A 22,359-nucleotide genomic window follows, 5' to 3' on the forward strand; every position below is an offset into this window, starting at 1 on the left:
ATTTTACAAGTTATCGATAAAGGATTGATGGCTCACGCCTTATTTATCAGTGTATTGAGTCGGTGAATGCTCAATGTAATCCATGATTTTCTGTTGTTTCTCGGTGCTATATTTCAGAGCTTCGGCGGTGATCTGGATGGATTGCGCCATCGAAGAGATATTGTTGGTCGCTTTTACCAAGGTTTGCTGCATTGGTTTCAGGATAAGCAGATAGATAGCGGTCAAAGCGATAATAATGACGGCGATAACGGCCGCCAGCGCAATGATGATCTTAGTCTGAATATCATCCAACAGCACTTGGCTGGTTTGTTTAAAGGCGAGTCGAGATTGGTCTAAGGCTTGTGGCAGTTGATTGAGGGATGTCTTGGTGGAGCTCGCAAGCTTATTGATGCTTTCAACGGTTTGATTGAGGGCTTGTTGCTGGTCGTCGCTTAGGTTGGGGTTGTTGACTATCGCCTGCAAAGATTGCGATATCACCTCAAGAGACTCACTCGCATCTTGGGCGTACTTTTCCATGCCATCGAGGTCTAAGGTCATATCGACATTGATCAGTGGGGCTTGTTCTTGTTCTGCTTCAGAGGCAAACCCTGTCAGTGAGACCAACATAAGTGCAATGATGGCCAATGGTGTTTTCCACATGAGTATTCCTTTCTCATTGTTCTGATTATTTAGATGTGTCTTTTAGTATGGTTCACTTCTATTGGTTTTAGTGGCTAAATCCGATTTTTAACACTAAAAACTTAGGCTTAACTCACTCATTTTTGGGCAAAAAAATACCCCGCCTATATAAGGAGGGGCATTGATAAGGCTAAATCACGTGTTGTAAGTGCTCTAACCTATAGCGATAAGTAGAGGAACTACTCTGAGTCGTTGTGCTCTTCGTCTGCTAACTCATCAATGATTTGATCAGCAAGAAGCGCAGGCGCAAACCACTCATCCATCTTGGCACGCAGTTGGTCAACGCCGATGCCCTTCATTGAAGAGAAGACATCAACCGCAACATCACCACCGAAAGATTTTGCATCGTTACGGATTTTCAGTAGCTGTGCTTTACGCGCACCACTTTTCAGTTTGTCTGCTTTTGTTAACAAAACCTGTACTGGGATGCGGCTATCGATAGCCCAGTAGATCATTTGTTGGTCAAGGTCTTTCATTGGGTGACGGATATCCATCAATACCACTAAACCTTTCAGGCTTTCACGTCGTTGTAGGTATTCACCTAGCGACTTCTGCCATTTTTTCTTCATCTCAAGTGGTACTTGAGCAAAGCCATATCCAGGTAAATCGACGATATGACAACCGTCCGTTACCTTAAATAGGTTGATTAGCTGAGTTCGACCGGGTGTTTTACTGGTTTTCGCCAAGCTTTTTTGGTTTGTAACGCGATTTAGCGCGCTAGATTTACCAGCATTGGAGCGTCCTGCAAACGCAATTTCGATCCCTTCGTCTTCTGGTAAATGACGAATATCAGGTGCACTGGTAATGAAATGCGTGTTTTGATAATGAATTTTTACGCTCACTGTTAACTCCATCTCGACTTTGTGTAGTCGATTGATTACTTTTTTGTGAATTTGTGTAAAATAACCGTGCTCGGCATAAGGTCGCCTATTGTACCATGAGTGGCAACATAGAGTGGTACTGGAAGCTTGATAATTATAATGGAATGTCATGAAGAAATTAGCGCTAATTTTGAGTCTTTTAGCCAGCTGCTCAGTATGGGCTCAAGGTAGTATTGAAGCTGGTAAAGCCAAATCACAAACATGTGTTGCCTGCCACGGTGCTGACGGCAACAGCCTGATCACTCAGTACCCTAAGCTGGCTGGTCAACATGAGAAGTATCTAGAGAAGCAGTTAAAAGAGCTTAAGCTAGGTATGACAAGTGGTGGTAAGCAAGGTCGTTACGAACCTGTAATGGGTGCAATGGCGATGCCTTTATCTGAAGAAGATATGGCTGACCTAGCGGCATACTACGCCTCTCTACCTATCTCTAGTAACTCTACTCCTGAAAATGTAGTAGATGAAGGTAAGGTTCTTTACACAGCGGGTAACGCAGAACGCGGCGTAACGGCGTGTATTGCTTGTCATGGCCCTCGTGGTAATGGTACCGAACTTTCTGGTTTCCCTAAGATTTCAGGTCAGCACGCAGATTACATCAAGGCTCAACTTGAAAAATTCCGCGATGGTGACCGTAATAACGACATGAATGCGATGATGCGTGATGTAGCTAAAAAGTTAACAGACGCTGATATTGATACCTTATCGAAGTACGTTGGTGGTTTACACTAATTTGTCGGTTTCTTGCTCTTAGCCAGAGTAAAGGAATGTACGTTCGAGCGAGATTGAAGAGACGCCCCGATCAGTAATGGTCGGGGCGTTTTCTTTTGTATTGGTTTTATTAATGCGTTTTGTGTTTATGTCTGATTTATCAATGTGTGATCGATTTGTGTACAAAAGTGTGAAGTCGCACTCTTGTAGTCTTTTTGTAACACGGTAAAGTAACCGCCATCAGCTAGGAGCTGACTTAGATATGGATGATCATCTAGTCTAACGGTATAGACAGAAATGGATCAGGCTAGGACAGCCCAGCAACAAGGTGTTAGAAAAGGATAGCCAAAACTCATCAGGACGATGAACAACAAACAAATTTGGCATGGAAAGCACCAATAACAAATGGAGATTTGTGTACCAAGTTGAGTATGCAAATTTTGGCCGATATAGGCAGATTTAGAGAGCGATAGGTTTTCCTATCGCTTTTTTTATTGATTTGATGAAAAAACACCCAATACCTCTCCACTATAAACTCAGTTTCTGGTATGTTTCGCATCCCTGTTTAAGGATGTGCTATGTATACTTGTCCCTTATGCCATCACCAAGGCGTGAATCACTATTTTGAAGACAAACGCAGAGCCTATCTGCAGTGTCAGCAATGTGAACTGGTATTTGTTAAACCTGAACAAAGGTTAGAAGCAAAAGAAGAAAAAGCACACTATGATCTCCATGAGAACGATCCTAGTGATGCAGGCTATCGCCGCTTTTTATCTCGCATCGCGGATCCACTAACAGACAAAATTTCATCTAACTCACACGGGTTGGATTTTGGTTGTGGCCCAGGCCCTACGCTATCTATTATGTTAGAAGAAGCCGGACACACCATGGAGTTGTACGATATCTATTACCACCCAGAACCCTCTGTGTTGGAAAAAACGTATGACTTTATGACTGCCACGGAGGTGATAGAGCATCTTTATCACCCAGACAAAGTGTGGCAGCAATGGTTGAATTTAGTTAAACCCAAGGGCTGGATTGGTCTTATGACTAAACTAGTAATAGACGTAGACGCGTTTGCTGGTTGGCACTACAAGAATGACCCGACACATGTCGTCTTCTTTAGTCGTCAAACATTCCAGTTTTTGGCAGAGCGGGATAAGCTCGAACTAGAATTTTTTGGAAATGATGTAATTTTACTGAGGAAAGTGCAGTAATGGGTCGTAGTAAGAAATCAAGAAAGCCGGGAGCACTTGGCGCTCCGGAGCCTATGGTTACTCGTAACCGTAGTGAATCTGATGTTGAAGGTCGTGAACGTAAGCGTGTTAAAAAGCGTAAAGGCCTTAAGTCTGGCAGCCGTCACTCAGATGGTAGCGAAGCAAAACAGCGTAAAGCTGCACAAGCTCGTGATCCACGTTTAGGCAGCAAGAAAAAAATTCCGCTGATCGTTGAACCAGCGAAGAAGCCGACTAAACAAGAGCGCAAGCTATCTAACGAACAAGAGTTAGAGATGCTTGAGAATGACGCTCAACTGAACACACTCCTAGATCGTATCGAAAATGGTGAAAACCTAGGTGCTGGTCTACAGAAGTTTGTTGATGAGAAACTTGATCGTATCGAACACCTAATGGGCCGCTTAGGTCTACTAGAGCCAGAAGACGATGAAGAAGAGATCTTCGAAGAAGCACCGGTTGCCTCTAAGAAGAAAGCGAGCTCTGACGAAGACTTGCTATCTCAATTCGAAGATTTCGATTTAGACAGCTTTAAAGGTTAATAGCCAGTGAACGTAACCTTATTAGCAATTGCTGGTGGAATTATCATTCTCGGCTTGGGCTCTTACGCAGGTTACCTTCTACTTCAAGTGAAGAAGCAGACGGAGTTGCAAAAGCAGCATCAAGCACTAGCCATTGAAAAACGCAACGCGACGATTTACGAAAACGTAAATACTTTGTGCTTAGCGGGCATTCAAGGGCAATGTGACTTACCTGAGATCAGTATCCGAGTGTGTATCATTATGGATAATGTTCAGGGTGATGAGCGTGTCGATTTTGATTCTGAGTATCCTGCTCTTTCTGAGCTGTACCATATCGTAAAAGATATGGCTCGCGGAGAGGCAAGACAGGAACTGACGAAGAAAGAGCGCATGCAGCAGAATCTCACGCGCCATAAGGCAGAGACTCGCTTGAATGATGCGGTCATTGAAGATCTGAAAAGGTTGCAAGAGAAGGTTAAACCTCTCAACAACCAAATCAACATTCAGATGATCTAGTCGCTAAGACTATTTAAAATAGAGGCTTGTTTAATACAGGGTGTTCTTGAGACACCTTATCTTTATAGATAGTGTTAAATGAGCCTTCTTACCTTTTGCGTCTCGTTAATCCCGACGCTTTGTTAGTGATCAAGCTAGCAGTTCTGAGTTTTTGTCTAAAAAATTGATTTTGTCTTGGAACGACCTTACAGGTCGTGTGGCAAAATAACCCGTCTATATTTTAATGTATGTAAAATGATTTGAGAGACCTTAGGTTCTCGCGGATCTAAATTGGAAATACCGCTATGTCGAGCAAGCCAGTAACAACGAATCAGCAAATCGTTTGGGATCAAGAGATCTTAAACAAGTACAACTATTCGGGACCTCGTTACACCTCATACCCAACTGCGTTGGAGTTTCATGAAGCGTTTACCGTCGCTGATTACGACATGGCGTGTACTCAATATCCTGAGCGTCCACTCTCTCTTTACGTGCATATCCCGTTCTGCCACAAGCTTTGTTACTACTGTGGTTGTAATAAAGTCATTACTCGTCACTCGCATAAAGCGGATGAGTACCTTGATGTGATTGAACATGAAATCCGCCAACGCGCCTCTTTATTGAATGGCCGTGAAGTGACGCAATTGCACTTCGGTGGTGGTACGCCAACGTTCTTGACCAAAACACAAATCACTCGTTTGATGAGTATTTTGCGTGAAGAGTTTAACTTCACCGCTGACGCTGAAATCAGTATTGAAGTTGACCCGCGTGAGATTGAGCTAGACGTACTTGACCACCTGCGTAACGAAGGCTTCAACCGCCTGAGCATTGGCGTGCAAGACTTCAATAAAGAAGTGCAGAAACTGGTTAACCGTGAGCAAGATGAAGAGTTCATCATTGCGATGGTTAAACGAGCGAAAGAGCTAGGCTTCCGTTCAACTAACCTGGATTTGATCTACGGCCTACCAAAGCAGACTCAAGCTTTGTTCGCTGAAACATTGAAGCAAGTGTTAGAAATGAAGCCGGGCCGTTTATCGGTATTTAACTACGCACACATGCCTCAGCTGTTTGCGGCGCAGCGTAAGATTAAAGACGAAGATCTACCTGAAGCGAAAGAGAAAATGGCTATCTTGCAAGATACCATCGAGACGCTAACGGGAGCGGGTTACCAGTTCATTGGTATGGATCACTTCGCACTACCTGAAGATGAGCTAGCCGTAGCACAGCGTGAAGGTATTCTGCATCGTAACTTCCAAGGCTACACCACCCAAGGTGAAGCTGACTTAATTGGTTTCGGTGTTTCTGCGATTTCTATGGTTGGTGATGCTTACGCACAAAATCAGAAAGAGCTGAAGAAGTACTACGCTCAGGTGAATGACCTGCGTCATGCACTTTGGAAAGGTGTTGCTCTAGACAGTGACGACCTTCTACGTCGTGAAGTGATCAAGCAGCTGATTTGTAACTTCAAGCTTGATAAAACAATGATCGAATCTGAGTTCTCGGTTAACTTTAATCGCTACTTCAAAGAAGATTTAGAGCTTCTACAAACCTTCATCAACGATGATTTGGTTGAAGTCGATGACAAAGAAATCCGCGTTACTCTGCGTGGCCGCTTGCTGATCCGTAACATCTGTATGTGTTTTGATAAATACTTACGAGCAAAGGCTCGCCAGCAGCAATTCTCTCGCGTTATCTAATCGCTCGATAGAGAATAGAACAATAAAAAATGCCAGCATCATGCTGGCATTTTTGTATCTGACTCATTCGATTTCTGCCTGGTTTAGGTGAGACTCTCAGTGGTATTTTGTTTGACCTTGGCACTTTGCTTGGAGTTGATGAGGTCGGTAGGCCATTGGTCAAACGGAACTGGGCGACTGTATAAGAAGCCTTGAGCAAGCGGGCACTGCAGCTGCTTGAGAAGTTCAGCCTGTTGCTGTGTTTCAACGCCCTCTGCCACCAAGCTTACTTTGAAGCCCTTAGTGATGTTAACGATGGCCGCGACGATGGAGCTATCTAGGTTCTCTTTATCAAGTTTGCTGACAAAGCTGCGGTCGATCTTAAGGCAGTCGAATGGCAGTTTGTGTAAGTAAGCCAGTGACGAATAGCCGGTACCAAAGTCATCAATCGCAATTGATATCCCTAGTGCTTTTAGAGTCAGCATGTTATCGATGATGGTCGGGTCGTTGTCGACGATGCGTGATTCGGTGATCTCTAGTGTCAGGTTGCTTGCTGGCAGATTTGTGTCTCGCAACGTGCCTTTTACTTGTTCCACAAAGCCACTTTCACTCAGTTGATCGACCGACAGGTTAACGTGAATCGAGAAGTCCTTGCTCCATTTTCCTGACTCAATCGCGATGGCTGTATCTCGACACGACTTATGCAGAATTTGTTTTCCGATATCGTCAATGAGCCCGCTCTCTTCCGCGAGAGGAATGAACTCGAGTGGCGAGATCACCCCTTCATCCGTTATCCAGCGAGCTAAAGCTTCTGCTCCTATGGTCGAGCCAGATTCCAGATCAATAATAGGCTGATAAAACGGTTCGAACTGTTGAAGCTCAATCGCTCGGTTCATCCGCGCTAACATCTTGGTGCGATGTCTCGATGCTTTGCCCATTTCAAGGCTATAAATACAGACACTGGTTTTGTCTTGTTTCGCATTGCTCAATGCAATGCTGCTGCTGCGTAGCAGGAGTGTAATGTCGTGAAGATTCGAGACATTCACTATCCCCATCGATACCTTAATCACCACGCTTTCCGATTCCATTGAAAATGGGGAAGCGAAGGTTTGAAGTAAGCGGTTAGTCAGCAGCTGAACATCATCGCTTTGCGTTACGTTTGGCGCGTAGATGGCAAACTCATCACCACCAGTGCGAGCTAGTAGGTATTCGGATGGCAGTGTGCCTCTTAAACGAGCAGCCGCAATGATAAGTAGCTGGTCGCCATTGTAATGACCTAGGCTGTCATTGATGTCTCGGAAGCGATCAATACCAATCAAATACAGTGTGCCTTTTTCGTTGTCGGGGTGTTTCTTGGCAGCGTCAATAAAGCCTTCACGGCTGTATAGCTTGGTTAATGAGTCATAGGTAAGTTGAGACTGTAATGCATGAAACGAAGCCTTTAAGTTGTTGGTCATTTCATTGAATGACTCGACCAACATGCTGGTTTCATATATATGCCCTGTTTTTGGCATGCTCGCGTCCCAATCGCCCTTAGCAAGGCGTTTTGCCGCATCCGCTGTCGAGGTGATGGGTTGGGTTGCGCGATTAAAGGCAATTAATCCTGCAATGACCCCAATGCAGCTCAGTGCTAGCCCAAGCAACCAACTGTTTCTTTGATTTTCTGGCAATTCACCGAGCAGATTGCTTTCAGGGATCGACACCCCAATAAACCACGTGAGCCCGTGCTCATCTTCGTATGGGGTGATTTGGTTGAAGTAGCGTTCGTTGTCTAGGCTAAAACTAAAGCGCTGCTCGCCCAAATTCTCGATTAGGTGGAATTGCTCTACGTAGCTAGCACTCTCACGTATGACTGGATTAGCACTCTCTGTTGCTAGTTTGCGTTGCCCTTTGTTGGTTTGTCCTGTGCCCCATGAAACGACACTGCCTCCGCCTGAGTGCGCGACCAAGCGTTGCTGCTTATCGATGATGTAAACAGAGGCATCCGTTCTATCTTTGAGCTTTCTGAGAAACGCATTGAAGGTATTGATTTTGATGTCGCTGACTACGACGGCTTTGAATTCATTATCATCATAGATAGGCGCTAGAGCAGATAAGGTGATTTCTTGACGTTCGTCAGCATTGGCATAAATTGGTGACCATAACGGTTTTTTCTGTGTCGCAATGGGTGTGTACCAAGGACGGATTCTAGGATCGTAACCTGAAATCACCGATCGAATGTCTTCACTAATTTTGCTGCCACGGTAAATGACCAGCTGATCATTGGTGCGTTCGTCTTGCACCATCAAGGTGTAGCCTTTGTTGGCTTCTTTGCGGAAACCGACGTAGTTACCATCTTCAGAACCAAAGCCGATCGCATCGAGTTGAGGTACAGCAGTGTAATGGTCTGAAAACGTATAAAAAATATAGTCTTGGACCTTACTAAGATTGCCTGCTTGATAAAGATGGTGGTAGCCGATGTTATGGCTGAGCGAGAGGTTGGCGTGAAATGGCTTTTCTAAAAAATTAGACAGGCTTTGATGAACATTGTCAGTCAGTGATGTCAGCTGGCGTGCACTAACATCACTCACCATCTCTTTGTAGCTTAGCTTTTGAGTGAAAACCATTACACCCATAGTGAACAGAAAAATCATCACGAATGGCAGAACCACTGCGGTTCTCAAAGTAATTTGTGTTTTCAAAGACATCTTTAGCTACAACTTTGGTGAATAGTGTACTGTAATTGTACCGACACTATTCAAACCAAGCGACACTTTTTTGGTTAAAAAGTAGCTGCATCGAGAATCATATAAGGTCTAGTACAGTTCTTTGAGTTTACGAGTTAGGGTGTTTCTTCCCCATCCCAAAACCTTAGCTGCATCCTGTTTATGACCATTAGTGTGGTGGAGTGCAGCTTCTAGCAGTATACGTTCAAATTCTGGCAGAGCATAAGTTAGCAGCTCTTTTTCTCCTGAATCAAGCGCACACTTTGCCCAATTAGCGAGCAGTTGCTGCCAGTTATCCCCAGAACCTGAAGTGGTCACGACTTTTTCTTCCAACAATTCCGGTGGTAGATCGGAAGGCAGTATCTCGCTGCCGCTAGCCATCACCGTTAACCAACGACAAATATTCTCAAGCTGACGTACGTTACCAGGCCAATTGAGCTGGTTGAGCTTCAAAATGGTCTCAGGATGCAGTGTCTTCACTTCAACACCGAGCTCTTCGGCGGCGGATGCTAGGAAGTGATGAGTCAGCTTTTCAATGTCTTGTTTACGTTCGCGAAGTGCCGGGATATGGATTCGGATAACGTTGAGTCGGTGGAAAAGGTCTTCACGGAAGTCGCCTTCATGCACTAAGCGCTCAAGATCTTGGTGGGTTGCGGCAACGATACGAACGTCTACCTTAACTGCAGAGTGACCGCCGACACGATAGAACTGACCATCAGAAAGTACACGCAACAAGCGAGTTTGGATATCGAGTGGCATGTCACCGATCTCATCAAGAAAAAGCGTGCCGCCGTTGGCTTGTTCAAAGCGTCCTTGGCGAACGCTGTTAGCACCGGTAAAGGCACCTTTTTCGTGGCCAAACAGTTCAGACTCGATCAGATCTTTGGGGATTGCTGCCATGTTCAAGGCAATGAAGGGCTTCTTAGCTCTTGGGCTGTGACGATGCAGAGCGTGAGCGACCAATTCTTTACCGGTACCCGATTCACCATTGATCAGCACGGATATGGATGAGCGAGACAAACGGCCAATCGCTCGGAAAACCTCCTGCATTGCCGGTGCTTCACCGATGATTTCTGGCGCGTTGGTGTCTTCAGCGACCTCACTGGCTTGTTCGCGTTTCTGCTCTTGGCTGTGCGCGATCGCTCGTTCGACTAGAGTCAGTGTTTCATCAATATCGAACGGCTTTGGAAGATATTCAAAGGCGCCTTTTTGATAAGCATTCACCGCCGCATCAAGGTCTGAGTGCGCGGTCATAATGATCACGGGCAGGTCGGGAGAGCGTTGATGAACCTGATGCAACAGCTCAATCCCGTCAATGCCGGGCATGCGAATGTCAGACACCAATACGTCCGGTGTCTCGCGCTCAAGCGCAAGCAACACGCTCTCAGCATCAGCAAATGTTTCACACTTAATATCCGCAGATGAAAGTGTTTTCTCTACTACCCAGCGGATAGAGCTGTCGTCATCGACGACCCAAACGTATCCCTTACTCATAATTCAATTCCTTTGCAGCCAAATCTATTGTGATAATCATTGTTGTTTTTATGATCTCTTAATCTTTGTGTTACCGAGCTAAGCCTTTCATCTCGCTGTCCAATAGCGAGGTTCTTATGACCTAAATCGGTAGATAAATCGTGAATGTGGTGTTGCCTGGCCAGCTTTCAACATCAATTTTCCCATTGTGTTGATCGATCAGGTTTTGAGAAATCGATAGCCCCAGCCCTGTTCCACCTTCTCGTCCGCTGACCATTGGGTAAAACAAGGTATCTTTTAAATCATCGGGGATGCCCGGACCGTTATCGCTGATCTCAATACGAGCTGCGAGTTTGTGTCGCTGCCCGTGAATATTTGCTTGATGCACCGTTCTGGTGCGAATGGTGATTTTGCCAGAATCTTGAGTCTTTAGAATCTGCGCTGCATTGCTCACGATATTGAGCATCGCTTGTTCAACCTGTGCCGAATCCATCAAGATGTCCGGTAGGCTCGGGTCGTAATCCCTTTCGATGGCGAGCGTTGAACCCGATTCGAGCTCTACGAGCTGCCTGACTTTCTCAAGTATCTGGTGAAGGTTCTCTTCTGATTTAGTCCCCGGCTTCTGTGGGCCAAGCAGGCGGTCGACTAATGCTCTTAAGCGGTCGGCTTGCTCAATAATGATCTGCGTATATTCATTAAGAGACTGATCAGGAAGCATTTTCCCAAGTAACTGCGCCGCACCTCTTAAGCCACCTAGTGGATTTTTGATCTCATGTGCTAACCCGCGTACCAGCAACTTAGCCGCTTGTTGTTGTGCATGTTGGTTGAGCTCTTGGCTAAGGCGTCTTTGCTGGTCTATCTTGCGCATCTCAACCAATAACAGCGTCTCTCGCTGCCAAGATATTGGGCTAACCGTGACTTCAAGCATCAGTGGGCGGTTATCAACAACGAAGGTAACGTCACTGTCGGTAATGCTCTGGCCACTTTGTAGCGGTTGCGTCAACAGTGCCAAATCAAGTGAAGCGTGTTGGATAAGTTGGCTCAGTGGATGATCAACGATGCGTCGTGCGCTCTGTGAAAAGAGCTGCTCAGCGGCCGGATTGGCGTATCGGACATACAATTGCTCATCGAGCATCAATGTCGAAGTCACCATATTGTCGAGAATGGCGCTGGAAAGATGGTGTGTATCTATGCTGTCGCTTTTGGCTGATCGATTCACTATTTCGTCCTTGAACTGGTGTTTTTCTCACTGCACCAAATTGGTGCGTAGCTAAGTTCAAGTATGGCGCATATCAACCAGAAGCTAAAGATAATTCATTAGAGTCGCTGAAAGCTGCTTCGATTAGGTGAAAAGTAGAGGTTATTTGGCCTCTTTTAACACATTGGCCTACTTGAGCGTCGCTCGATGTAAATACACGGTGACTGGACTAGTAGATGCAATAAGCTTGCCGCTTCTATGTGCTTGAATTGCAATGGTGTGAGTACCTCGATCGATACCTTTTAATTCCCAAATAGGTTGGGTCTGTGGGGCGCCATATCGACGGCCATCGAGCATCAATTGTAATTGCTCACCTATACCAAGTTTTCGGTTGAGCTCTATCTGAATCGGGATTAAGCCGCGATTACTACGAATGGTTTGATCATGAACTGGAGTCAACATGGTGAGGGCTAATTGAGTAGGAACCTCGCGCTTTGTGGTTTCGGTTTCTGCCTGAGTTTTGGCTGGCGTTGCCGTTTTAGTTGTAGAGGAAGCAGCAGCGTCAACCGGAGTTGAGGCCTCAAATTTAGGGGCGGGTGCTGAAGCTTGCACATCTGGCAGGCGAAGAGCCTCGGCATCTTGAGCGCTAGGGTTATCACTAAAGTGGAGCACGCCATCTTCATCTATCCAGGTATACACCGTTTGAGCAGAGCACGAGAGCGCGACTGTTAACCCGATTAGGAACAGTATGTTTTTCATATCTTTAGCCTCTTTTCACCGCTAGGTGATTTCACGTTTGGCGTTGGTTTTATTGTATTTAGCGCGACAGCCTCTGAGGGCTTTTGTCTAAGGTATGGTACGAGGAAGCGGGGGGAGGGAGAATATAAAAAAGGCCCGCCTGCGAGGCGAGCCTAATATTTAGTCAGCGATTCTTACAAGGTTGCAGTAAGAAATGGCTTATCTCTACAGGAGATTAAACTGAGTAGTACAGTTCAAACTCAAGTGGGTGTGTAGCCATGTTCACGCGTTGTACGTCGTCAGATTTCAGAGTGATGTAAGAATCGATGAAATCGTCAGAGAATACGCCGCCAGCTGTTAGGAACTCACGGTCTTCGCTAAGCGCTGCTAGAGCTTCTTGTAGAGATTCTGCAACTGTTGGGATTTCAGCTGCTTCTTCTGCAGGAAGGTCGTATAGATCTTTATCCATAGCTTCGCCTGGGTGAATCTTGTTCTTGATGCCGTCAAGGCCAGCCATAAGCATTGCTGAGTAGCATAGGTATGGGTTAGCTGCTGGGTCACCAAAACGTAGCTCGATACGACGTGCTTTAGGGCTTGGTACTACTGGGATACGGATAGAAGCAGAACGGTTACGTGCTGAGTAAGCAAGCATTACAGGTGCTTCGAAACCAGGTACAAGACGCTTGTACGAGTTAGTTGATGGGTTAGCAAACGCGTTGATTGCACGAGCGTGCTTGATTACACCACCGATGTAGTAAAGAGCCATTTCAGATAGGCCGCCGTACTTATCACCAGCAAACAGGTTAACGCCGTCTTTTGCTAGAGATTGGTGAACGTGCATACCAGAACCGTTGTCACCAACTAGTGGCTTAGGCATGAATGTCGCTGTTTTACCAAATGCGTGAGCAACGTTGTGTACAACGTACTTGTAGATTTGAGTTTCATCAGCTTTCGCTGTTAGTGTGTTGAAGCGAGTAGCGATTTCGTTTTGACCCGCAGTTGCTACTTCATGGTGGTGAGCTTCAACAACTAGGCCCATCTCTTCCATTACTAGACACATTGCTGAACGGATGTCTTGAGATGAATCTACTGGAGCTACTGGGAAGTAACCGCCTTTAACGCCAGGACGGTGACCTTTGTTACCGCCTTCGAAGTCAGAACCTGTGTTCCAAGCTGCTTCTACGTCATCGATCTTGAAGAAAGAACCAGACATGTCGTTTGAGAACTTAACGTCGTCAAATAGGAAGAATTCTGGCTCTGGACCAACTAGAACTGTGTCTGCGATACCTGTAGAACGTAGGTACTCTTCAGAACGTTTAGCGATAGAGCGTGGGTCACGGTCGTAGCCTTGCATTGTTGCAGGCTCAAGGATGTCACAACGGATGTTTAGTGTTGCGTCTTCTGTGAATGGGTCCAGTACAGCAGATGCTGCGTCTGGCATCATTACCATGTCAGATTCGTTAATGCCTTTCCAACCAGCTACTGAAGAGCCGTCAAACATTTTGCCTTCTTCGAAGAAGTCTGCATCAACTTGGTGAGAAGGAATAGAGATATGCTGCTCTTTACCTTTTGTATCAGTAAAACGTAAGTCGATAAATTTAACTTCGTTCTCTTGGATCAGGGATAGTACATTTTCTACTGACATCTTGGATAACCTCCAGTGTTATTAATTCGGTATTAGCTCGATTCGGTTGAAACTAGCATTGATTAATGTCTATAAGTGCATTAATCGATGCTGATTTATCTACTGCCAAAAACGTGCCAAAAAAATTATTCCATTAATTTCAATGATTTACTTGTTTTGCGATTTTTCTTAATCTGGTTTTTGCACCAAAATGATCTCTAGTTGCACTTTATTGGTGCAACTGTTTGTCTGTGCACCAATATGAGACATAAGCGAGCACCATTCAGCAATGAATTGCCTAAGTTGTCAATCCACTTTTGTTATTTTGCGGGAGATTTGGCTCGCCACTCGTAGGTGATACTTTTTTAGAGTCCTACGAATTTGGCTGCTCAACACTGTACTGAATCAAAGTTAAGCGGATATGAATCGCTAATAAAGAAAAAAGCCTTGGTTCAGATCACATATTTCTGGGTTTTTGTCTAGAATCTGGTATATTATTGACCGTTTTTTAAATCAAGCTAGCGGTTATTATCCAAACTTTTGAGATAAGTGACGGCTACTTTTATGAGTGAATCGAGAATCCATGTCTACTCCACAGATTGATAAGTTAAGAAATATCGCGATCATCGCGCACGTTGACCACGGTAAAACGACTTTGGTTGATAAACTGCTACAACAGTCAGGCACTCTTGAGTCTCGTGGTGAAGCTGAAGAGCGTGTCATGGATTCGAATGACATCGAAAAAGAGCGTGGCATTACCATTCTTGCTAAGAACACAGCAATCAACTGGAATGATTACCGCATCAACATCGTAGATACTCCGGGACACGCGGACTTCGGTGGTGAAGTTGAGCGTATCATGTCTATGGTTGACTCTGTTCTGCTTATCGTTGACGCAGTTGATGGCCCAATGCCTCAAACTCGTTTCGTAACGCAAAAAGCATTCGCACACGGTCTTAAGCCAATCGTTGTAATCAACAAGATTGACCGCCCAGGCGCTCGTCCTGATTGGGTTATGGATCAAGTATTCGACCTTTTCGACAACCTAGGTGCTACTGATGAGCAACTAGACTTCACAGTTGTTTACGCTTCAGCTCTAAACGGCTGGGCAACAATGACTGAAGGCGAAACTGGCGAGAACATGGAACCATTGTTCCAAGCTGTTGTTGATACAGTAGACGCGCCTGCAGTTGACCTTGACGGTCCACTACAAATGCAAATTTCGCAACTTGATTACAGCTCTTACGTAGGTGTTATCGGTGTTGCTCGTGTTACTCGTGGTTCTGTTAAACCAAACCAACAAGTAACTATCGTGAATGCAGAAGGCAAAAAACGTAACGGTAAAGTAGGTACAGTTCTTGGTTACCTAGGTCTTGACCGTCACGAAGTTGAGCAAGCTAACGCTGGCGACATCATTGCAATCACTGGTCTTGGTGAGCTGAAGATTTCAGACACTATCTGTGACCAAAACAATGTTGAAGCAATGACTCCGCTTTCTGTTGACGAACCAACAGTAACAATGACGTTCCAAGTAAACACTTCTCCGTTCGCGGGTAAAGAAGGTAAGTTCGTTACTTCACGTAACATCCTTGAGCGTCTAGAAAAAGAACTAGTACACAACGTTGCACTACGTGTTGAAGAAACTGATAACCCGGATCGCTTCCGTGTTTCAGGTCGTGGTGAACTTCACCTGTCTATCCTGATTGAAAACATGCGTCGTGAAGGCTTCGAACTAGCTGTATCTCGTCCAGAAGTTATCATCAAGAAAGACGAAGATGGCAACCTAACTGAACCGTTTGAAACTGTGACTATCGACGTGCTTGAAGAGCACCAAGGTGGCATCATGGAAAACATCGGTCTACGTAAAGGTGAGCTAACTGATATGTCTCCAGATGGCAAAGGCCGTGTTCGCATGGACTTCATGATGCCTTCTCGTGGTCTTATCGGTTTCCAAACTGAGTTCCTAACTCTAACGTCTGGTTCTGGTCTTCTTTACCACTCATTTGATCACTACGGCCCTCACAAAGGCGGCGTAATCGGTCAACGTAACAACGGTGTTCTAATCTCGAACGCAACTGGTAAAGCTCTGACTTACGCACTATTCAACCTACAAGAACGTGGTCGTCTATTTGCTGAGCACGCGGATGAAGTATACGAAGGTCAAATCATCGGTATTCACAACCGTTCAAACGACCTAACAGTAAACTGTCTGAAAGGTAAGCAGCTAACGAACGTTCGTGCATCTGGTACTGATGAAGCACAGGTTCTTTCGCCACCTATCCGTCACACTCTAGAGCAAGCTCTTGAGTTCATCGACGAAGACGAACTAGTAGAAGTAACGCCAGTAAGCATTCGTATCCGTAAGAAGCTTCTTACTGAAAACGAACGTAAGCGTGCAGCACGTCCAGCTAAGGCTTAATTGCCAGCTGACTAGCTTCTAGCTAAGTAGATAAGAAAGCCCCGAGTAGCCTAGCTGCTCGGGGCTTTTGTTTTTTAGTTTGTTTAGATACGGTTAAACGAGATTTCGTCATCCTCAAGAGGGAGGAACGACCGAGTTGGGGATCTAGCTTTTGATACCTAAGTAACGCTCAACGAATTGAAGCCGTTCTTCGACTGGCATAAACGGCACTTCAACCACCTCATAACCAAGTTCTTGGTAGACTCTTTCTAACGCGTGGTGAATCTCTAACGCCTCCTCAAACGGATAAGGTCTCACATCATCTTGTACATAAATTGAAGCCTCAGGGCGACAGAACAACACTTGGGGGTGATAACCTTGGCTCGCTTCTCGGTAGGTTGTGTTTATCTCTAGTTTCGCCTGAGCCAAGTAGCCACAGATATCTGGAATGGCGCGATCGAGAAAGGCAACAGGATGCTGACTGGCTTGGTCTTTGTGTTCGCTCATGACGGTTAAACATAGGCGAGCAAAGCCTGGAAGGTCTAACCAAGGTAAGATACCGTTCTCAAGTTGACTCTGCTGTTCGATTAACTGACGAGAGGACTCTGCGAAGGTGGGGTAACCCGCATCACCCAAAGCATTGATCAATGTGGTTTTTCCGGCGCCAGGGCCGCCAGTAATAATGATTGGGTTCATACGGGCTTATCTTTATTTGTGCCTACGGGCGTTATTTCTGGTTTAGTTGAGCAAGGAACTTATCCGATTCGGCGATCGCAGCATTCATCTGTTCTATTGCGTAGGCGATGTCTTTTTCTAAGCTCATAAACTCACCTTGCAGCGAGCCGACAGCGCTCGCATTGAGGTTGTGCTTCAAGTAAAGCGTGTTGTCGCGAAGGGTATTGAGCACTGGGTCCATTTTCTTCTCGGCGCGCTTCATTGCTGACAGCATCGTTTGGTAAGACAATTTAGTTTCACGAAGCTTTTGCTCGCTCGAGCGGCGCAGTGAATCACTGGTGTAGAGATCTAACTCACTCTGCCACTCTTCAAACAGCGCATACGACACATCTTCAATCGCAGCAATGCGGTCACTGACATTTTGCGCGGCTTTCTCGCTGTCTTGGTATTTATCATTGATTTGGTTGTACATGTCTTCAAGGTCGCCGCCACTGAAGTTAGTCAGGCTGCTGAGTGCTTCAAGTGCGCTGGTAAACTCTTCCTGAGCATCCTGCTGTGACTCTTTAGCGTCTTCCACTCTATCAACCATAATGTCACGCTTGTGATAGCCCACTTGCTCCATTGCGGAGTAATAAGCTGATTGGCATCCAGTAAGAGTAAAAATAGAGAGGACTATAACTATTAAATAAGGCATCCTAGTTTCCTATAGTTAAGTAACGGAATATTAATTAGGACTATGAACGAGTTACAAGGGAGTTACAAGTTGAAGATAAAAAAGGTCGCCACACTCAGTATTCAGTTTTCTCGCTATCTTTTGGCGCGAATGACGCACGATAGAGTCAACGTGAATGCGGGCTACTTGGCGTACATTACTTTGCTCTCGATCGTACCGATGTTGACGGTTCTGCTCTCTATCTTGTCATCATTTTCCATCTTTGCTGATGTTGGTATCGTGATTCAAAACTTCGTTATTACCAACTTTGTTCCCGCGTCTGGGGATGCCGTACACGGTGCTTTGTTAGAGTTCGTTGCCAATACCGGAAAAATGACGGCGGTGGGCAGTGTGTTCTTATTCATTGCAGCTCTGATGCTGATCTCAAATATTGATAAGAACTTAAACTACATCTGGCGTGTCGACGAGAAGCGACGTGCGGTGCTGTCTTTCTCTATGTACTGGATGGTGCTTACGCTAGGACCTATTCTAGTCGGGGCGAGTATTGCTGCTACTTCTTATGTGACATCATTGAGCTTGCTGCAAAACGAGGTAGTATCTGGCGCCTTTAATACCGTAATTCGCAAACTGCCTTTGATTCTCTCTTTCTTTGCGTTCTTCGGTTTGTACTTGTTGGTTCCCAACAAAAAGATACATTTTTCTCACGCAGCGGCAGGTTCTCTGGTTGCAGCTCTGTTGTTCGAACTCAGTAAGAAAGGCTTTGCGGCCTACATTACTCAATTCCCTTCTTATCAGCTGATCTATGGCGCTTTAGCGGCGATTCCGATTCTTTTTGTTTGGGTGTATTTGTGTTGGCTCATCGTATTGGTTGGTGCTGAGGTGACGGCGGCGCTCGGTGAGCACGAACAGTGGAGTGACACGCAAGAAATGGTACACTCTTCGGATAACGACAAAATCACAGAGCAAGGAAACAACAGTGATAGCACTGATCCAGAGAGTAAGTGAAGCTGCCGTCCGTGTTGATGGCGAAGTAGTTGGTGAGATTGAACAAGGCTTATTAGTTTTGTTAGGCGTAGAAAAAGGTGACGACGAAGCCAAAGCCAAACGTTTGATGGAACGAGTGACCACTTATCGTGTCTTTGGAGACGAAGACGATAAAATGAACCTCAACGTGAAGCAAGTAGAAGGTAAGGTATTAGTGGTGTCTCAATTCACTCTGCCGGCCGATACCAAGAAAGGGACTCGAGCAGGGTTCTCTCGTGGTGCTCACCCAGAAGATGCTGAGCGTCTTTACAACTATTTCTCTGACCAGTGTGAATCAGTGTTGCCAACGGAACGTGGCCGATTCGCAGCCGACATGAAAGTGTCTTTGGTTAATGATGGCCCAGTGACATTCTGGCTGCAGGTTTAGGCTTAAAGGAATAAGCATGTTTAAACTCATAACACCAACCACCGAAAATCAACTAAACAAGTATTACCATTTTCGTTGGCAGATGCTCCGTGAACCTTGGCGAATGCCGGTAGGTTCTGAGCGCGATGAATATGACCCAATGAGTCACCATCGCATGATCGTTGATGGTCGGGGTCGCCCGATGGCGATTGGTCGTCTGTATATCACCCCAGATCTGGAAGGTCAGATCCGCTACATGGCGGTGAAGAAATCTCGCCAAAGTAAAGGCATGGGTTCGTTGATTCTAGTCACACTTGAGTCATTGGCTCGCCAAGAAGGTGCTAAGCGCTTGGTGTGTAATGCACGTGAAGATGCGATCTCATTCTATGAGAAGAATGAATTTGAACGTCGCGGTGAGATTAACGATCAACGTGGCCCTGTGCGTCACCAACAGATGGTTAAGCATCTTGACCCAATGGCAGACGTTCTGCGTAAGCCTGAGTGGTGTAATGAGCTTCAGCAGCGCTGGGAACATCAGATCCCGATCAGTGACAAGATGGGCATCAAGATCAACCAATACACGGGTTACCAATTTGAGTGTAGTGCTCAGCTGAATCCCAACTTGAACCCGCATAATACCATGTTTGCAGGCTCTGCCTTTACCTTAGCGACCTTAACTGGTTGGGGGATGACTTGGTTATTGATGAAAGAACGCGGGCTGACCGGTGATATCGTGCTGGCAGACAGTAATATTCGTTATCGTCACCCGGTTGAGCAAAACCCTGTTGCCTCTACTTCATTGGATGGGATCAGTGGTGACTTGGACCGCCTTGCGTCAGGAAGAAAGGCACGTATCATCATTCACGTGACCATTCATAGCGGCGATGTGGAAGCGGTAGAGTTTACGGGAACCTATATGCTGATCCCTGACTACAAAAAGGTACTCTCGACAGATACTAGGGCGTGTTGATTTTTCGGGCTGGTTTTTGCAGCGAGTTGCTGGGTATTTATACAAGGCAGAGGCTTTGATGTGTAGCTAGCCTACATGAGAAACCGATAACGCAGTAGAAATACCCAGCAAACGCTGCCCGGAGGGTTCGGCTAAAAGCGCTTTACTCTTTGTTGAGGGAGATTTGCTTAGAATGACTAGGCTACTTCCCCCTCGCCGCGATTAAAACGCTTTTATCTAGGCGTCCCCATCCGAACAAAATTCAACCACGAAAGGTCAACACGCCCTAATGTGAGCGAATAGCTAACACCGGTAATGCTGTCGATATTGACTGAAAGCGCTACTCCTGAGGAGTGGCGTTTTTTTGTTGGCAGTCGTTAATCTCCGAATACTCAGCTTGGGTGAGCTTTCCTGAGATTTGATGGCATGGGTCCGATAGGGTAATCGAGAGGGTGTGTTGCTCAGCTTTAAGCAAGTCGAGTTCTCCAGAAGCCTCGCCATTGAGCGTTTGAACCCTTTGTTCGCCTTGCTCTGCTGATGATGCACCAATAATATGCATCGGTTCGAGAGTGAAGCGCCCACGGTCAAAATGCGCATTAAGCTCTGGAATTTCAAACACGTTATCAGTCGATGTTTCAGAAAGCTTGTCATTAAAGGTCATCACACCCTGGCGAACGCTGCCAGTGAGTTGCCCTGTGGTTGAGTAACCGAGCATCAGTGAGTCGCCATATAAACCTGCGGCTTGAAGTTCAAACTCGCCATAGCCGGTTGCATCGAGTGGTAATTCAAGTCGCTGCAGCATAGGCGCAATGGGTAACCCATCGGCAGAAATATCTAAGCTCCATGGCTTGCTGATTTGGTTAAAATCGAGCGTTGCATTGGCTTCAATGTAGCCATTCCTGAGTGGTGCAAACATACGAGTCAGCGTCCATTTTCCTTGTTCGCTATTCATCTCAACCACAGGCTGTGCGCTGAGAATATTTTGGTAGCTGGCATCATTGGCGCTCGCCATCAGCTTCCCTTGCCACAAGCCCAGTTTTCTATCTTGCAGCAGTTGAACTTGATGCCCCTCGACATGTAATCCAGAGACCTGCCAGTAAGGCGTTTGTGCTAGTTGGATAAGTTGGCTGCGTTCTATATTAAGTCGGTTAATCTCGACGTTCTGGAGCTGTGTGAGCCAAGGCAATAGGCGAGCGGCCGGTAGAGGGCTATCTTGGTTTTCGGTAATCCACTTGATGCCTTGCAGGTCGAGCTGCGCCAATTGAATGCTGCTAGGGGCGACTTCGCCATTGAGCTGAACAGTGCCCTGCAGGAATTGAGTATAGAAATCCTCAATCAGAATCCGGTTTGCTTCTAGGTTGAGCTTGAGGCTTGGCTCGATGAACATGTCATCATCAATGGTCACTCCTTCTGCCTGTAGAGAAAAAATGGCTTTCTGTTGTTTCCAGATTTCAAAAGGCAGTTGGATATTTTCTAATGAGGCATCAAAGGCAGCGAGGTGGCCATCTTGCCACTCTACGTCGCTACGCAGAATATCTAAGCTATTGATGTGATTAATCTTAATGCCTGCAACATCCCACTCTTTGCTTAGTAGGTTTTGGGTCTGTTCCTGATTGAGTCGTAAGCCATCGACGGTCACATTCACCAACGACCAATCTTGTTGATATTGTTCAGCTTGCCCAGAAATCTTGGCGCCACGCCAGTCAAACGAAGCACCATAAAGGGTGCTGTCACTCGGCTTGAGGTCTAGATCAATCAACAGATTATCGAATGCCTCACCTTGCCAATACAGTTGTGAGGCAGAGAGTTGGGTTTTTCCATAAGGTAGCAGCGAGTTATCGTTGTTCCACGTTGGGGCGGAGATCTGTAGGTCGATGCCTCGCGCATTAAACTCTGGCGTCGAAAAGTCGAGATTGTTGATGGCCAGCTGGTGGAGCTTGATGTTTGGTTGGGTAAATAAAGAAGTCAGTGTTTTTAGATCGTCTGCCTCTAATTGTAGGCCGCTGATCAAAACAGATTCAAAGACCAGTTTGGCCTCTGTCATCGAGCTGGGGCTGAACCAAAGATCGATCTTGTCGATATACAGAGGTGTTTGCTTTTCTGGTTGGCTTTGGGTAATGCCCATTAAGGTGATGTGATAAGGCGCCTGATACTCAACATCTTCAATGAATACAGGTTGTTCAATCGTATGTTTGATAAAAAAGTTGGCAACATCCGCACGGTATTGGGTCTGCAGGCTTAATAGCAGCGCTGCGATAGTTGCAACGGCGATAGCCAACACAATGCCGAACACCATGAATACCTTTTTCATTCCCTGAAAGCCTTAAATTTCAATAGTCTTAAAACA

Annotated in this window: 19 protein-coding genes; 9 read left to right on the forward strand and 10 right to left on the reverse strand. The window is 45.8% G+C overall.

The genetic code is table 11. The features are described from left to right. Positions 1 to 39: 39 nt before the first annotated feature. On the reverse strand, positions 40 to 639 hold the full coding sequence (locus AB4493_RS00850) for a GTP-binding protein (RefSeq protein WP_050652015.1): 600 nt from the start codon (positions 637 to 639) through the stop codon (positions 40 to 42). A 218-nt stretch (positions 640 to 857) separates the two neighbouring features. Continuing rightward, positions 858 to 1,520 (reverse strand): ribosome biogenesis GTP-binding protein YihA/YsxC, encoded by a 663-nt coding sequence (gene yihA / locus AB4493_RS00855; RefSeq protein ID WP_372051193.1) that lies wholly within the window; start codon positions 1,518 to 1,520, stop codon positions 858 to 860. 148 nt (positions 1,521 to 1,668) lie between these two features. On the opposite strand from yihA, the gene AB4493_RS00860 reads away from it, so the two are divergent. The 5 genes from AB4493_RS00860 to hemN all read left to right on the forward strand — a co-directional run bounded on the left by AB4493_RS00860 (position 1,669) and on the right by hemN (position 6,210). Continuing rightward, positions 1,669 to 2,286, forward strand: coding sequence for a cytochrome c (locus AB4493_RS00860; protein WP_012602993.1), 618 nt, complete (start codon positions 1,669 to 1,671; stop codon positions 2,284 to 2,286). Between the two features lie 557 nt (positions 2,287 to 2,843). After that, a complete protein-coding gene (locus AB4493_RS00865; RefSeq protein WP_010433503.1) occupies positions 2,844 to 3,482 on the forward strand; it encodes a class I SAM-dependent methyltransferase in 639 nt (212 codons plus the stop codon). Beyond that, positions 3,482 to 4,039, forward strand: a complete 558-nt coding sequence (gene yihI, locus AB4493_RS00870) for a Der GTPase-activating protein YihI (RefSeq protein WP_017060163.1) — start codon at positions 3,482 to 3,484, stop codon at positions 4,037 to 4,039. Before AB4493_RS00865 ends, yihI begins: the two co-directional genes overlap by 1 nt. A gap of 6 nt (positions 4,040 to 4,045) precedes the next feature. After that, entirely contained in the window at positions 4,046 to 4,534 is a 489-nt protein-coding gene (locus tag AB4493_RS00875; protein ID WP_017060164.1) for a DUF2489 domain-containing protein, read from the forward strand. Positions 4,535 to 4,818: 284 nt separating this feature from the next. Continuing rightward, positions 4,819 to 6,210: an oxygen-independent coproporphyrinogen III oxidase gene (gene hemN, locus AB4493_RS00880; protein WP_017070103.1), complete on the forward strand. Its 1,392-nt coding sequence runs from the start codon at positions 4,819 to 4,821 to the stop codon at positions 6,208 to 6,210. Between the two features lie 83 nt (positions 6,211 to 6,293). On the opposite strand, the gene AB4493_RS00885 is transcribed toward hemN, so the two are convergent. From AB4493_RS00885 to glnA, 5 genes are all read right to left on the reverse strand, one after another. Next, positions 6,294 to 8,876, reverse strand: coding sequence for a GGDEF and EAL domain-containing protein (locus tag AB4493_RS00885; RefSeq protein ID WP_017063058.1), 2,583 nt, complete (start codon positions 8,874 to 8,876; stop codon positions 6,294 to 6,296). 108 nt (positions 8,877 to 8,984) lie between these two features. Beyond that, positions 8,985 to 10,388 (reverse strand): nitrogen regulation protein NR(I), encoded by a 1,404-nt coding sequence (gene glnG / locus AB4493_RS00890; protein WP_017063059.1) that lies wholly within the window; start codon positions 10,386 to 10,388, stop codon positions 8,985 to 8,987. A 121-nt stretch (positions 10,389 to 10,509) separates the two neighbouring features. Beyond that, positions 10,510 to 11,586, reverse strand: coding sequence for a nitrogen regulation protein NR(II) (glnL, locus tag AB4493_RS00895; RefSeq protein ID WP_019826501.1), 1,077 nt, complete (start codon positions 11,584 to 11,586; stop codon positions 10,510 to 10,512). Positions 11,587 to 11,754: 168 nt separating this feature from the next. Further along, positions 11,755 to 12,324 (reverse strand): DUF4124 domain-containing protein, encoded by a 570-nt coding sequence (locus AB4493_RS00900; protein WP_017059222.1) that lies wholly within the window; start codon positions 12,322 to 12,324, stop codon positions 11,755 to 11,757. A 214-nt stretch (positions 12,325 to 12,538) separates the two neighbouring features. Further along, a complete protein-coding gene (gene glnA / locus AB4493_RS00905; RefSeq protein ID WP_017059221.1) occupies positions 12,539 to 13,948 on the reverse strand; it encodes a glutamate--ammonia ligase in 1,410 nt (469 codons plus the stop codon). Positions 13,949 to 14,510: 562 nt separating this feature from the next. Here glnA and typA point away from each other — a divergent pair. Next, entirely contained in the window at positions 14,511 to 16,346 is a 1,836-nt protein-coding gene (typA, locus tag AB4493_RS00910) for a translational GTPase TypA (protein WP_017070104.1), read from the forward strand. Positions 16,347 to 16,490: 144 nt separating this feature from the next. Here the strand turns inward: typA and AB4493_RS00915 are convergent, their stop codons facing one another. After that, positions 16,491 to 17,021 carry an AAA family ATPase gene (locus tag AB4493_RS00915; protein WP_171732302.1) on the reverse strand — a complete coding sequence of 177 codons (531 nt, stop codon included), beginning with the start codon at positions 17,019 to 17,021 and terminating at the stop codon, positions 16,491 to 16,493. Positions 17,022 to 17,052: 31 nt separating this feature from the next. Beyond that, complete coding sequence (locus AB4493_RS00920) at positions 17,053 to 17,694, reverse strand: DUF2959 domain-containing protein (protein WP_372154378.1); 642 nt, start codon at positions 17,692 to 17,694, stop codon at positions 17,053 to 17,055. 42 nt (positions 17,695 to 17,736) lie between these two features. On the opposite strand from AB4493_RS00920, the gene AB4493_RS00925 reads away from it, so the two are divergent. From AB4493_RS00925 to AB4493_RS00935, 3 genes are read left to right on the forward strand one after another with little or no spacing between them, the layout of a single operon-like run. Further along, the gene (locus AB4493_RS00925) at positions 17,737 to 18,678 is read left to right on the forward strand and encodes a virulence factor BrkB family protein (protein ID WP_372154379.1); all 942 of its coding nucleotides are present in this window, start codon (positions 17,737 to 17,739) and stop codon (positions 18,676 to 18,678) included. Then, on the forward strand, positions 18,650 to 19,084 hold the full coding sequence (gene dtd / locus AB4493_RS00930; RefSeq protein ID WP_004735590.1) for a D-aminoacyl-tRNA deacylase: 435 nt from the start codon (positions 18,650 to 18,652) through the stop codon (positions 19,082 to 19,084). The genes AB4493_RS00925 and dtd overlap by 29 nt, the downstream gene beginning before the upstream one ends. A 16-nt stretch (positions 19,085 to 19,100) precedes the next feature. After that, the gene (locus AB4493_RS00935; protein WP_372154380.1) at positions 19,101 to 20,033 is read left to right on the forward strand and encodes a YiiD C-terminal domain-containing protein; all 933 of its coding nucleotides are present in this window, start codon (positions 19,101 to 19,103) and stop codon (positions 20,031 to 20,033) included. Between the two features lie 319 nt (positions 20,034 to 20,352). Here AB4493_RS00935 and AB4493_RS00940 read toward each other — a convergent pair whose 3' ends face one another. Next, a complete protein-coding gene (locus tag AB4493_RS00940; protein WP_372154381.1) occupies positions 20,353 to 22,323 on the reverse strand; it encodes an AsmA family protein in 1,971 nt (656 codons plus the stop codon). Between the last annotated feature and the right edge of the window lie 36 nt (positions 22,324 to 22,359).

It is taken from the genome of Vibrio sp. 10N.222.55.A1 (genome assembly GCF_041473835.1).
Taxonomy (GTDB): Bacteria; Pseudomonadota; Gammaproteobacteria; order Enterobacterales; family Vibrionaceae; genus Vibrio; species Vibrio crassostreae_C.

What these genes read in the sequence shown, in the direction of transcription:
- AB4493_RS00850 (WP_050652015.1), bottom strand. Translation starts at nt 639, where the DNA reads ATGTGGAAAACACCATTGGCCATCATTGCACTTATGTTGGTCTCACTG.
- AB4493_RS00860 (WP_012602993.1), top strand. Translation starts at nt 1,669, where the DNA reads ATGAAGAAATTAGCGCTAATTTTGAGTCTTTTAGCCAGCTGCTCAGTA.
- AB4493_RS00865 (WP_010433503.1), top strand. Translation starts at nt 2,844, where the DNA reads ATGTATACTTGTCCCTTATGCCATCACCAAGGCGTGAATCACTATTTT.
- yihI (WP_017060163.1), top strand. Translation starts at nt 3,482, where the DNA reads ATGGGTCGTAGTAAGAAATCAAGAAAGCCGGGAGCACTTGGCGCTCCG.
- hemN (WP_017070103.1), top strand. Translation starts at nt 4,819, where the DNA reads ATGTCGAGCAAGCCAGTAACAACGAATCAGCAAATCGTTTGGGATCAA.
- AB4493_RS00885 (WP_017063058.1), bottom strand. Translation starts at nt 8,876, where the DNA reads ATGTCTTTGAAAACACAAATTACTTTGAGAACCGCAGTGGTTCTGCCA.
- glnG (WP_017063059.1), bottom strand. Translation starts at nt 10,388, where the DNA reads ATGAGTAAGGGATACGTTTGGGTCGTCGATGACGACAGCTCTATCCGC.
- AB4493_RS00900 (WP_017059222.1), bottom strand. Translation starts at nt 12,324, where the DNA reads ATGAAAAACATACTGTTCCTAATCGGGTTAACAGTCGCGCTCTCGTGC.
- glnA (WP_017059221.1), bottom strand. Translation starts at nt 13,948, where the DNA reads ATGTCAGTAGAAAATGTACTATCCCTGATCCAAGAGAACGAAGTTAAA.
- typA (WP_017070104.1), top strand. Translation starts at nt 14,511, where the DNA reads ATGTCTACTCCACAGATTGATAAGTTAAGAAATATCGCGATCATCGCG.
- AB4493_RS00915 (WP_171732302.1), bottom strand. Translation starts at nt 17,021, where the DNA reads ATGAACCCAATCATTATTACTGGCGGCCCTGGCGCCGGAAAAACCACA.
- AB4493_RS00920 (WP_372154378.1), bottom strand. Translation starts at nt 17,694, where the DNA reads ATGCCTTATTTAATAGTTATAGTCCTCTCTATTTTTACTCTTACTGGA.
- AB4493_RS00925 (WP_372154379.1), top strand. Translation starts at nt 17,737, where the DNA reads ATGAACGAGTTACAAGGGAGTTACAAGTTGAAGATAAAAAAGGTCGCC.
- AB4493_RS00935 (WP_372154380.1), top strand. Translation starts at nt 19,101, where the DNA reads ATGTTTAAACTCATAACACCAACCACCGAAAATCAACTAAACAAGTAT.
- AB4493_RS00940 (WP_372154381.1), bottom strand. Translation starts at nt 22,323, where the DNA reads ATGAAAAAGGTATTCATGGTGTTCGGCATTGTGTTGGCTATCGCCGTT.